9 protein-coding genes, 4 tRNA genes and 1 pseudogene are annotated in these 12,029 nt (G+C 59.2%); 11 read left to right on the top strand and 3 right to left on the bottom strand.

Going from position 1 to position 12,029, the window contains the following annotated elements:
* The first annotated feature begins 218 nt into the window (after positions 1-218).
* From CRN80_RS27950 to CRN80_RS32230, 4 genes and pseudogenes are all read left to right on the top strand, one after another.
* Positions 219-980 carry an SDR family oxidoreductase gene (locus CRN80_RS27950; RefSeq protein WP_098952214.1) on the top strand — a complete coding sequence of 254 codons (762 nt, stop codon included), beginning with the start codon at positions 219-221 and terminating at the stop codon, positions 978-980.
* A 200-nt stretch (positions 981-1,180) separates the two neighbouring features.
* On the top strand, positions 1,181-2,593 hold the full coding sequence (locus CRN80_RS27945) for a PLP-dependent aminotransferase family protein (RefSeq protein ID WP_098952213.1): 1,413 nt from the start codon (positions 1,181-1,183) through the stop codon (positions 2,591-2,593).
* Between the two features lie 80 nt (positions 2,594-2,673).
* Positions 2,674-3,768: pseudogene (locus CRN80_RS32235) on the top strand (HAMP domain-containing protein); the annotation flags it as partial.
* Positions 3,757-4,674, top strand: coding sequence for a methyl-accepting chemotaxis protein (locus CRN80_RS32230; protein ID WP_371861815.1), 918 nt, complete (start codon positions 3,757-3,759; stop codon positions 4,672-4,674). The pseudogene CRN80_RS32235 and the gene CRN80_RS32230, both read left to right, overlap by 12 nt.
* A 36-nt stretch (positions 4,675-4,710) precedes the next feature.
* On the opposite strand, the gene CRN80_RS27935 is transcribed toward CRN80_RS32230, so the two are convergent.
* Positions 4,711-5,523, bottom strand: coding sequence for an alpha/beta fold hydrolase (locus CRN80_RS27935; RefSeq protein WP_098952211.1), 813 nt, complete (start codon positions 5,521-5,523; stop codon positions 4,711-4,713).
* A 326-nt stretch (positions 5,524-5,849) separates the two neighbouring features.
* A complete protein-coding gene (locus CRN80_RS27930; RefSeq protein WP_178081030.1) occupies positions 5,850-6,620 on the bottom strand; it encodes a hypothetical protein in 771 nt (256 codons plus the stop codon).
* A 359-nt stretch (positions 6,621-6,979) separates the two neighbouring features.
* Between CRN80_RS27930 and CRN80_RS27925 the strand changes: the two genes are divergently transcribed.
* The 4 genes from CRN80_RS27925 (at position 6,980) to CRN80_RS27910 (ending at position 7,394) form a co-directional block, all read left to right on the top strand.
* A tRNA-Glu gene (locus CRN80_RS27925) sits at positions 6,980-7,055 on the top strand.
* A 3-nt stretch (positions 7,056-7,058) separates the two neighbouring features.
* Positions 7,059-7,134, top strand: a tRNA-Gly gene (locus CRN80_RS27920).
* A gap of 105 nt (positions 7,135-7,239) precedes the next feature.
* Positions 7,240-7,315, top strand: a tRNA-Glu gene (locus tag CRN80_RS27915).
* 3 nt (positions 7,316-7,318) lie between these two features.
* Positions 7,319-7,394: transfer RNA gene (locus CRN80_RS27910), tRNA-Gly, on the top strand.
* A gap of 79 nt (positions 7,395-7,473) precedes the next feature.
* On the opposite strand, the gene CRN80_RS27905 is transcribed toward CRN80_RS27910, so the two are convergent.
* Complete coding sequence (locus CRN80_RS27905; protein ID WP_044273038.1) at positions 7,474-8,265, bottom strand: LuxR C-terminal-related transcriptional regulator; 792 nt, start codon at positions 8,263-8,265, stop codon at positions 7,474-7,476.
* Positions 8,266-8,402: 137 nt separating this feature from the next.
* On the opposite strand from CRN80_RS27905, the gene CRN80_RS27900 reads away from it, so the two are divergent.
* From CRN80_RS27900 to gltS, 3 genes are all read left to right on the top strand, one after another.
* Positions 8,403-9,506, top strand: a complete 1,104-nt coding sequence (locus CRN80_RS27900; protein WP_098952208.1) for a polyamine ABC transporter substrate-binding protein — start codon at positions 8,403-8,405, stop codon at positions 9,504-9,506.
* Positions 9,507-9,534: 28 nt separating this feature from the next.
* Positions 9,535-9,822: a hypothetical protein gene (locus CRN80_RS27895; RefSeq protein WP_032892595.1), complete on the top strand. Its 288-nt coding sequence runs from the start codon at positions 9,535-9,537 to the stop codon at positions 9,820-9,822.
* 727 nt (positions 9,823-10,549) lie between these two features.
* Positions 10,550-11,761, top strand: coding sequence for a sodium/glutamate symporter (gltS, locus tag CRN80_RS27880; RefSeq protein ID WP_003190086.1), 1,212 nt, complete (start codon positions 10,550-10,552; stop codon positions 11,759-11,761).
* Positions 11,762-12,029: the final 268 nt, after the last annotated feature.

The following is a 12,029-nucleotide window of genomic DNA, read 5'->3' as shown; positions in this document are numbered from 1 at the left end:
CTTTAGAAATGGAACATGAGTGATAGACCCTCAGTGGCAGAAGGGCAAGGGTGTGCGGCGCAGGCGAATGCCCGGCAATAGGCCTCATTGATAATCAGCCGGGCGGCTTTATCACTGCGATTCATGCAGCGCCAACCGGCCTTCTGATAGTGCTGACGCGCGGCTCCCGGCGTTGGCTAGACTCGCTCCACCGCTACTAACTCCACAGGACAGTTCCCATGAGCATGACGTTTTCCGGCCAGGTCGCTTTGGTGACCGGCGCCGCCGCTGGTATTGGCCGTGCCACCGCGCTGGCATTCGCCGCCGAAGGCTTGAAGGTGGTGGTCGCTGACCTCGATGTGGCGGGAGGCGAGGGCACTGTGGCACTGATCCACCAGGCCGGTGGCGAAGGGATATTTGTGCGCTGCAACGTCACGCTCGACACCGACGTACAGCAATTGATGGCGCAGACCGTCGCCACCTATGGGCGCCTGGACTACGCCTTCAACAACGCCGGCATCGAGATCGAAAAGGGCAAGCTGGCCGACGGCAGTCTCGATGAGTTCGATGCCATCATGGGGGTTAACGTCAAAGGCGTGTGGCTGTGCATGAAGTATCAGCTGCCGTTGCTGTTGGCCCAGGGCGGCGGGGCCATCGTCAACACCGCCTCGGTGGCGGGGTTGGGGGCGGCCCCGAAGATGAGCATCTATGCGGCGTCCAAGCATGCGGTGATCGGCCTGACCAAATCAGCGGCCATCGAGTACGCGAAGAAGAAAATCCGCGTGAATGCCGTCTGCCCGGCCGTGATTGATACCGACATGTTTCGCCGCGCCTATGAGGCTGACCCGCGCAAGGCTGAGTTTGCCGCAGCCATGCACCCCGTTGGACGCATTGGCAAGGTTGAGGAAATCGCCAGCGCCGTGTTGTACCTGTGCAGTGATGGCGCAGGGTTTACCACCGGTCAGGCCCTGGCGGTGGACGGTGGCGCGACGGCGATCTAGGACGGCAGGTCGCGCGGCATTCGAAAACAGATCCAGGCGCTGTGGGGCGTTTCCATGGCAGGCAGTGGGCTGTGCCTGAATATGTTTCAGTAGGTAAATAACTCAATAAAATCAATACTTTAATAAAAGTTGGCGACCGGTTTTAACAGGCTTCTGTGCTTAACTGTTTTGGGTTAACAGACAGTTTAAGTGAGTGGCTCATGGATTTAGGGATTGATCGACAAGCCCAGGTACCGGTTGTTCAGCAGATCGTCAGCGCGGTGGCAGAATGGATTCGCAAGGAGGGGGTCAGCCCTGGCACACGCTTGCCGTCCATTCGCCAATTGGCCCTCGATAACCTGCTGAGCCAGGCCAGCGTGATCGAGGCATTCGAGCGGTTGGTGGCCCAGGGGCTGCTGGCCCCCAGGCAGGGTTCAGGGTTTGTGGTAGCGCAGCCCACCACGGCCCACGAAAACCACTGGTATGAAGGTGCGGAACAGGGCTGGGGCGCCTTTACCGATGGCCCGCTGGGCGAGCTGAAGCTGGGCTGCGGCTGGCTACCCGACACCTGGCGCGAAAGCGATGACATCAGCTACGCGATCCGTGAACTGAGCCGTACCGACACCGGCGGCCTGTTCAACTACAGCACGCCTCTGGGGCTGCCGGCGTTGCGCGAACAACTGCTCAAGCGCCTGACCCAGATACACGTGCCCGCCAGCCTGGACCGTATCCTCACCACCCATGGCGCCAGCCATGCCCAGGACCTGCTGATACGCACGCTGCTCAAGCCCGGTGATAAGGTGGTGGTCGAGACCCCAGGGTATGGCAACCTCTATCGCCAACTGGCCTTTCAGGGGGTCACGCTGCTGCACGTGCCGCGCACCCGTGGTGGCCCGGATATCCCGGCATTGGAAGCGCTGCTGCACACCCACCGACCCAAGTGCCTGTTCATCAACAGCCTGTATCACAACCCCACAGGGACCAGTTTGAGCCGTCCGGTGGCGGAGCGCTTGTTGGAGCTGGCACGCGAGCGCGACTTCCTGATTATCGAAGAGGACGTCTACGGCGACCTGCAACATGCCAGTTGCACACGCTTGGCGGCGCTGGCCCATGATGACCGGGTGATCTATGTGTCGAGCTTTTCCAAGACCCTGAGCAGCGCCCTGCGCGTGGGTTACCTGTGCGCCAGTGCTGCGATCATCTCGCAATTGGCCCAACTCAAGACCCTGACTGGCATCGGCACTTCACGTTTTGCCGAAGCCATGGTGACGACGTTGTTGACTAACGGCACTTACCGTAAGTGGGTGCAGCGCCTGCGCAAGCGCCTGAACGCGCAGATGGCCGCGACGTTGCAGGTGCTGGAGGATGAAGAGTGGCAGGTATTTGCCGCGCCCGCGGGCGGTATGTTCCTGTGGGCGCGACCCGGCTTGGCCGACCCCTCGCGGCTGCAAGCCTGCGCCCAGCGCCTCGGTGTGTTGCTGTCGCCGGGGGCGTTGTTCAGCCCGACAGGGGAGCGCAGCGAATGGCTGCGTATCAATGTGGCCTACGCCGCTGATCAACGCGCGTTGACGCTGTTTCGAGCCATGGGCGCGGCAAGATCGACCTCGACCATTCTGAAAACGACGCACATGTAGCTTTTTGCCATTATTCCGGCGCCAGCGGCTTGTGCTCAGTGCCTCGGGGTTGCGAATCTCGCTGCTTGTAAACCTGGCCTATGGCATTTGCCATTGCAAGAGGATCAAGTGCAATGATTTCGGGCGTGCAACGACGTTTCGCCAACCTCGGTATGGCAAAAAAACTCGGCTTGGGTTTTACCCTGGTACTGCTGCTGACGGCCCTGGTCGCGGCCATCGGTGTGTGGTCCCTGCAGACCATCGGCCAGCGCTTCGAAGGCCTCACGTCGATGTCGACGCTTAACAGTGACCTGCTCAAGGTGCGCTTGATCGAACAGGACTATGCGCTGCACGCCGACGCCAAGGCCGTTGACGCCCTGCATGCCAGTGTCGATGCGCTGCTGGCCCAGGCCACGCGCCTCAAGGCTCGGTCCGCCAGCAACGAGCGAGTGATGGGCGACGTTGAGCAAGCTTTGGTCGCCTATCGCAAGGCATTCGATGAGTTCGTCGAGTTGACCCAGACCAAAGACCTCGCCTTGGAAATGGCCAGTTGGTCGGTGTCCAGCGTGGCCAATAATCTGGATGTGCTGCAAGCCGGGCTGGCGGATGACGGTGCCTACGGCCTCAAGGAAAGCCAAGGCAAGGAGGGCGCGGAGTTTATCGAGCAGGCAGGGCAAGTCAGCCAAGTGTCGCGGCTGATGTTGCAGGCCATGAACGAAGCACGGGTGCGCCTGGACCAGAGCCGCAGGGCAGACGCAGACGACGCCGGGCAGGGCAAGATCGAGCAAGCCGACCAGGCCCTGGCTGAAGTCGAGAAACTCAAAACCACGGTTAAGGACCCCGGCTACCAGACCGTGCTCAATGAAGTCTCCGGGCATATCGCGTCGTTCAGTGACAAGCTCGGCGAATACACCGGGCTGCTGGCCCAGGAAAAAGTGGTCTACACACAATTGCATGACCGCGCCGAGCAAGTGGTCAGCCGGGTCAACCAGGCGTATGCCGCCGAAGACCAGTCCATGCAAACGCAGTTGCAGCACAGCACGCTGTTGATCATCGGTTCATCTGCTCTGGCACTGCTGGTGGGTTTGATCGCTGCGTGGGTGATCACCCGCTTGATTGTTGCGCCGTTGCGCGCGGTGATCGCCGTGGCCCAGCAGATCGCCTCGGGTGACCTGAGTGGGCGCATGGAGGTCAGCCGGCGTGATGAAATCGGCCAGTTGATGCAGGCGATGCAGCAGATGGGCAACAGCTTGAGCCAGATGGTCAGTGGGTTGCAGACGGGGATCGAACAGCTCGCCAGCTCCGCACATTCGCTGTCCAGCGTCACCGAGCAAACCACTGCCGAAGTCAGCAACCAGAAGGACGAAACCGAACAGGTCGCCACGGCGATGAACCAGATGACCGCCACGGTGCACGATGTGGCACGCAATGCCGAGCAGGCGGCCCAGGCCGCGCAGACCGCGGATGCCAAGGTTGATAGCGGCCAGCAGGTGGTGCGCATGAGCCTGCAGCGTATTGAGCTGCTGGCCACATCCAGCAGCAGTGCCAGCGCCAGTATCGAAAGCCTCAGTGCGCAAATCCAGAACATTGGTACCGTCTTGAGCGTGATCCAGAGCGTGGCCGAACAGACCAACCTGCTGGCCTTGAACGCTGCGATTGAGGCGGCGCGTGCCGGTGAGCAAGGGCGTGGCTTTGCGGTGGTGGCCGATGAAGTGCGGGCACTGGCCAAGCGCACCCAGCAATCGACCGAAGAAATCGAACGGCTGGTCAGCACGCTGCGCAGTGCGGCGCAGTCCTCGGTGCAGCAGATCCAGCAGAGCGGCGAGCTGGTGAAGCTGGCGGTCAGTGATGCGCTGGAAACCGAAGGGGCCTTAGGTAGCATTGCGGCGGCTGTTTCATTGATCCAGCAGATGAACCAACAGATCGCCGCCGCCGCCGAGGAGCAGAGCTCGGTGGCCGAAGAGATCAACCGCAGCGTTACCAGTATTCGGGCGAGTGCCGATCATTCGGCGTTGAGCATGCAAGACAATGCCGCCTCCAGCATCCAGTTGGCGCAGTTGGGCGCGCAACTCAAGGGCATGGTGGGGCATTTCCGCCTTTGATCGCAGCCAAGGCGCTGCGATCTGAGGGCAGGGCGATCAGGCGTGGTTGGCGAGGAAGGTCAGCAGCGCCTCGTTGACGAAATCCGGGTTCTCGCGACTGGAGATATGCCCGGCTTCGGGGATCAGGATCAGGCTGCAACCAATCAGTTCGGCCATTTCCTCGGACTCGGCCGGTGGCCGGGGTTTGTCCTGCTCGCCGCACATCACCAGGGTGGTGTCGGAGTCCAAGGCCGGTAGTTGCGCCAGGATGTCTTCGCGGCTGAAGATCAGGCGGCCCAGCGGCACGATGCTGTCCAGCAGGCGTTCTTTGGGGAAGCTTTGCAGTGACTGGCGAAAATCCTGGTACAGCGCGGATTCGCGGTCAATGTTCGGGCGGAAGAAGATCGGCGCGATCACATCCAGCAACGGTTCGGGGATCGCCCCGGCGTCTTCGATCATCTTGAACAGCGAGAAATAGTACTGGCACGTTGCTTCGGGTTCGGCCCCGAGGTAGGTGTCCATCAGTACCACGCTGTTGATGCGCTCGGGAGCCAGCAGCGCCAGGCGTGCGCCCCACATGCCGCCGACCGAGAGGCCCACCAGGTTGGCCTCTGCGATGTCCAGGTGATCCAGCAGTGCCAGGGCCTGGCGGGCCAGGTCATCCAGGGAATGGGTGGGTGCTGGCAACGGGCCGGACTCACCGTGGCCCCATAATTCGGGGACGATTACGCGGTATTGCTGCGACAGCGCTTCAATCTGCGGCGCCCACATGTCGCTGGCCCATAGGTAACTCGAACCCAGTAGCACGACGGGGCCGGCGCCCTGGTCGATATAGTGCAGCGGTTGTCCATCAATCACGGCGACAGGCATAACAGGCCTCTAATTTCACGGAGTGAGGGGCACTTTTTTACGCTAGTCGGGGGCGGGGGGATAGGGTCATATTAATGGCATGTGGCAGAGTCGGATTTTCCTTAGCGGCCTGACACCCCACGATCCTACTGTGGGAGCTGGCTTGCCTGCGATGAAGGCCCGCCAGCCGATACTCACCTACCTGACACCCCACCATCGAACTGTGGGAGCGGGCTTGCTCGCGAAAGCGGTGGGTCAGTCAACATCAATCTTTGCTGAGCCGACGTCTTCGCCGGCAAGCCCCACCTTTGATCTTCGTTGCTTTGAGCATTGCGCTCGCGTTGCCATCAATCGTAAATAGCTTTCTTCTTCCACTCGGCGTCAGCGTCAACGACTTTCAAGCCCTCGGTCAGCTCGTTGACTTCGTCCTCGGCAGGCTGGCTGTTGGTCAGCACCGTGGAGTTGGCGGGCGCAAGTTGGGATTCCAGCAGTTGCAACTGAGCGCTGTAGAGCACCGGCTCTGGCTGTTTGCGCAGGTACTGCACGCCGCGCTCGAACGCCAGGCGTGCCTGGCCGGGTTGGCCTTGCAGCAGGGCGTGCTGGCCGAGGTTGTTGAAAAACTCGATGTGCAGCAGCACCAGGATATGCCGGATTTCCTTGATCCAGTGCTTGGCCTCGTTGGTCGGCAGGAAGCCGTCCTGGGCGGCGCGGGTGACTTGGCCGTGCAGGGCTTCGAGCAAGAAGCGCACGTCCTTGGCCTTGGCTTCGGTCTGGATCGGCGCCGGCGGGTTGGCCACTGGAATCGACTCGCCTTGGGCGATCAGCGCATTCAGTTCGTTGATGCGCGCCTTGAGTGGTGTGCTGGACTTGTTCAGGTTCAACAGGCGCTGGTTGACGTTCAGCTCCAGGCGAGCCAGCAACAGCTTGAGCGCTGGGGTCATCAGTTGGCCAGGGAAGGTCTCGGTGATTTCACCGCAGCGACGCAGCCGATCGTTAAGCTCGATCTCGGTGCGCTTCTTTTCCAGCTTGTTGTTTTCCACCACGTGGTTCATGTAGCCAATGGCGATCAGTATTACGATCCCGGCTATTACCAGCAGGGTGATCATGAGTGGTGTCACCGGTGTGACCTCTTTAATAGGGTGTGCTGTGGAGTGTAGTGACTGGGTCATCCGGCGGATAGGACCGATCGACCAGTTGCCCAGGTGATTTCTTCTATATAGGTAGGCGTTGCCTGAATGGATGCACATTGCCATCATTTACCTGGGTGAACTATAGCGCCTTGTCGAACGCCAGAATATAGGCGCCAAGGCTCGGACGGCACCAATGCCCGCGAAGGCCGTGAAACCATGGCGAAGTCATTGATTTAAATAAATTTATCCTTGGGGGTTGACGACCTTTCAATCCATCCATAGAATGCGCGCCACTTACAGCGTAAAGCACACAGCGAAACGGGGTAGGGAGTGAATGTTGTACGTGTGTCCCCTTCGTCTAGTGGCCTAGGACACCGCCCTTTCACGGCGGTAACAGGGGTTCGAGTCCCCTAGGGGACGCCATATGCGGGAATAGCTCAGTTGGTAGAGCACGACCTTGCCAAGGTCGGGGTCGCGAGTTCGAGTCTCGTTTCCCGCTCCAATTTACAAGCAGTGTGGCCCTCGGGCGGCATTGAGTGAAACCAGGACCAAGTCTTCGGACAAGGCCTCTGGGCACTGGAACACACATCATGTGTTTCAGTAGCGTGTCCCCTTCGTCTAGTGGCCTAGGACACCGCCCTTTCACGGCGGTAACAGGGGTTCGAGTCCCCTAGGGGACGCCATTTGCGGGAATAGCTCAGTTGGTAGAGCACGACCTTGCCAAGGTCGGGGTCGCGAGTTCGAGTCTCGTTTCCCGCTCCATATTTAACGAAAACGCCGATCAGTGATGATCGGCGTTTTTGTTTGTGCGCAATTTACCTCGCCAGCGCACCGCCCCCCTTCAAAGCGTCGAGGTAATCTCCTGCCGTGGCATAAAAAACCGCGCAAACAGCTCCGACTGAGATTTGATATTCAGCTTGCTGTAGATATTGCGGCGGTGAACCTTGATGGTTTCCGTCGACAGCGACAACTTGCCCGCGATCTCTTTGTTGGAGAACCCACTGAGCAGTAACTTGAGCACGTCTTTTTCACGCGTCGTTACGTGTGTTTCCAACTGAGTAAGTGCCTCGGCCCATGGGGTCGGCTCGGCGAGGTTTTTTGCCGGGTCAGTTTCAAAGCCCATGCGTTGATGCATCATTGCCGTTACCCACGGCTTGATCATATCCAATACCGTTATCTGCGCCTGGGTGAAGCGCAGGTTGCTGCCAAATGACATGCACAACGTTCTGTCGGCATCGAGCCGTACGTTGTATTGCGCCTCATCGACCGAGATGTACTGCGCAAAATATTGTTGGTAGTACTCGGTTTCCCGGAAGTGTTCCGGCGCAATATCGAGCAGATGGAAGAACCCGCTCTGCGGGTTTTCTCGATCAGCGATATAGAACGGGTCCAGCAGATACAGGCCTTTCACATAGCGATGAATAAAGGCGTCGATTTCTTCGCTGTCGGCCACCTCGGGCAGGCTGATCACACGTACTGCGTGGTCGCCGAAAACCAGCACCACCCAATTGTCTATCTGCACATATTCATTCAGTACCCGAATCAACGAACTCCAGAACTCCGGGCGATTGAGCTGCATGATCAGTTTTCCAACCGATCGGTGCCAAGCCAGGCTATGAAGGTCAAGCGACATGTTCTACCCCTTTAGGGTTAGGGCTTTGCAGGCCAGAGCTAAGTACTTGTAGGTATTTACTATTCGTCGAGGCTCGGTATATTCACCCCCAGCTTACGATAGCCATGAAGGCGCGTCGTGTGGACAGGGATAGTCATATGAGTCGAGCACACTTGCGAGCTATTTTTTTAGCTTCGTTTATGGGCGCTGTAATCAGCACGCCCGCAGCCGCCGCTGAAAATTCGGTGTATCTGTATAACTGGTTTGGCTTTCTTGAGCCGCAGACGCCCAAGCAATTCCAGCAGGAGAGCGGCATCAAGCTGCATATGGATGCCTTCGACAGCGCCGAAACCATGCAAAGCAAGGTCATGGCTGGGCGCACCGGTTATGACCTGGTGGTGGCCACCTCCAATGTATTGCCCGGCTTGATCAAGGCCGGGGTGTTGCAACCATTGGATCGTGCGCAGTTGAGTAATCTGTCGCACATCGACCCTGACATCCTGGCCCTGCTGGCGGTCAATGACCCCGGTAACCGCTACGCCGTGCCCTATGTCTGGGGCACCACCGGCATTGGCTACGACGTGGATAAGGTCAAAGCGGCACTGGGTGATGACGCGCCGGTGGACAGCTGGGACCTGATCTTCAAAGAAGAAAACATCAGCAAGCTCAAGTCTTGTGGCGTGGCCATGCTCGACTCCCCCAGCGAGATCATTTCCATTGCCTTGCACTATCTGGGGCTGCCCAGTAACAGCACTGACCCAGAGGATTACCAGAAGGCCCAGGCGCTGTTGTTGAAAATCCGTCCCTATGTACTCTATTTCGACTCGTCGAGAATCGACACCGACCTGGCAGACGGCAATATCTGTGCGGTCGTCGGCTGGGCCAATGGTGCGCTGGCGGCGCAGGCGATTAATGAAAAGTCCAACAGTGGCCGCAAGATTGCCTACAGCCTGCCGCGCGAAGGCGCCTTGGTCTGGTCTGAAAACTGGGTGTTGCTCAAGGACGCTCGCCACCCCAAGGCCGCTCTGGAATTCATCAACTACATGCTGCGGCCACAGGTGATAGCCAAGACCTCCAACTACATGCTCTATCCCAACGCCAACAAAGATGCCACGAAGTTTGTCGAGCAGAAGTTGCGGGATAACCCTTGGATCTATCCCGATAAAAAGACCATGGCGACATTGGTTCCGCTTGAGCCCTTGCCGCTGAAGGCCGAGCGTATTCGCACGCGGGTCTGGACCAAGGTTAAAAGCGGTACGTGATGGGGATGGGGCCGGGGAGGGAGACAGCATGCGCCAGGGCGGTGATCAGCGCTACTTAGAGTCAGACGACTACAAGGCCTACAAAGAAATTGAAGAGCAGATCGGCTTGTGTACGCCAGAACAGGCCTGGGCCATGTATTACGTTTCGACGGGCATGGTGCGGGAAAACATTACCCTGGCGGTGATGGAGCACATTGGCCGGGGCAATCGTGCCTTGTTGCTTGAGTTTCCCGACCTGGTGCGAGTTGCCGGGCGTGACGCTGAGCCGGGTGCGCTCGCCTCCAACTGGCCTTTGCTGCGCAGGCGTCGTCGATAACTCTGCTGGGTGTACCTCTCGACGGGCGATACGCAGCATCGATACGAAGCTGAACCCGTGACGGTCCGACAGCCGACGCCTATCTCCCTGACACACCACGATCAAACTGTGGGAGCTGGCTTGCCTGCGATGACGGCCTGCCAGCCGACGCCTATCTCTCTGACACCCCGCGATCAAACTGTGGGAGCGGGCTTGCTCGCGAAGGCGGCCTGACAGTCAACACAGTTGGACCGGGTACATATTCGTTATTTAGGTAACGGCCACTTAGGGTTCCGCCCTGACGGCGGCTCACTTTTGAACAGCGCAAAAGTAAGCAAAACGCTCTTGCCCCACCACTTGGCACCTCGCTTAGGCTCGGTGTGCCCGAACGCAGGCTTGAATCCGTGGGCCGCCGCCACGCGCCATCCATGGCGCGGGGCGGCTAACCCGGCGTCCTGCCGGGTTACCCACGAATTCAAGCCTGCGTTCGGCCAGCGTGGTTTAACGGGGCGCCTAAGATCAAAAGCAGATCAAGAGCGGCTCGCTTCGCATCGTGGTTACCGTCGGGTACTTCGGCTTATAGAGTTGTATCGATACTTATCCCTATGGGGAGGTGCAGCTCAGTTGTAGGTTATTATTGTGAGGCTTGTAGGGAAAGTCTGCATTTTTTGTAGGGTCGATGCCTTTTCGCCCTGTGTTCTCTACTCTGGCCACCCATTCTCCCTGCCCACTTCAGAGAACTGACCGGATGCTTCAACTCGATTTTTATTCAACCCTCGTTGCCGCTTCACTGGTGCTATTGCTGGGACGCGGGCTTGTGGCCCGTATCGGCTTTTTGCGTACTTACAATATTCCTGAACCGGTAGCCGGTGGCCTGCTGGTCGCCATGCTGCTCCTGGCGTTGCGCGGGTTTGCCGATATCGAAGTACGCTTCGATCCTTCATTGCAAACCCCGTTGATGCTGGCGTTCTTTGCCACGATCGGTTTGAACGCCGACTTTGCCAGCCTGAAGAAAGGCGGGCGTATCCTGGCGGTGTTTCTGCTGGTGGTAACGGGCTTGCTGGTGGTGCAAAACGCCATGGGGATCGCGCTGGCGTCGGCGCTCGGGCTTGACCCGTTGATGGGCCTGCTGGCGGGTTCGGTGACCTTGTCCGGTGGGCATGGCACCGGCGCGGCCTGGGGGGCGGTGTTCAGTGAGCAGTATGGCGTGGCTTCGGCGTCTGAATTGGCGATTGCCTCGGCAACCTTTGGCCTGGTGCTCGGCGGCCTGATCGGCGGGCCTGTGGCGCGTTTTCTGATCAAGCGGGTCGAGGTGCCAGGTATTGGGCAACCGCAATCGAGCCTGGCCAAGGGGTTTGAACAGCCGAATGAAGAGCGCCTGATCACGGCGTTTTCGTTTATCGAGACCTTGGCACTGGTCGCGATCAGCCTACAGGGCGGCAACCTGTTGAATGCCGCCATCCAAGGCACCGCTTTCGAATTGCCGACGTTCGTGTGTGTACTGTTCGTGGGTGTGGTGCTGCGCAATGGGCTGTCGATGCTCGGCTGGCATCAGGTGTTCGAGCGCGAAGTCTCGGTGCTGGGCAATGTCAGTTTGTCGTTGTTCCTGGCGATGGCGCTGATGTCACTCAAGCTCTGGGACTTGGCGGCACTGGCCTTGCCGATTGTCATTCTGCTGGCCGCACAGGCATTGCTGATGGCGTTGTTCGCGATTTTCGTGACGTTCCGGGTGATGGGCCGCAACTATGATGCGGCGGTACTGGCGGCGGGCCATTGCGGCTTCGGGCTTGGCGCTACGCCCACGGCGATTGCGAATATGCAGGCGGTGACGCAACGCTTCGGGCCTTCGCAGATCGCGTTTCTGGTGGTGCCGATGGTGGGCGCGTTCTTCATCGATATCGCTAACGCCGTGGTGATCAAGTTGTACCTGGCGCTGCCGTTCCTGGGCACTGCTGGCTGATATTGCACATTTCCTCGTCACGGGCTTGATGACGCGCGCTAGCGTTGCCGCCACAGCCCGTGACGCAGTCTCGCTGGACGTGCTGCTGGCCGTCGATGCATCGGCAGCTCGCGCCGTTACCCGGACGTTGATCCGAACCTGACCCTTCCCACCTCAATCAGTGCGCCATACATCTTTCCAATACGCTGCTGGGCTCGGCGCCATCTTCATTCTTGGGACATTTCATACAACAACTAAGGCGTTTATATCGGTTGTTTGTCCCGACGCT

Origin of the sequence: Pseudomonas sp. FDAARGOS_380 (assembly GCF_002591235.1) — a bacterium.
GTDB classification, from domain to species: domain Bacteria; phylum Pseudomonadota; class Gammaproteobacteria; order Pseudomonadales; family Pseudomonadaceae; genus Aquipseudomonas; species Aquipseudomonas salmasensis.
This window is presented reverse-complemented; position numbering and strand designations above follow the sequence as displayed.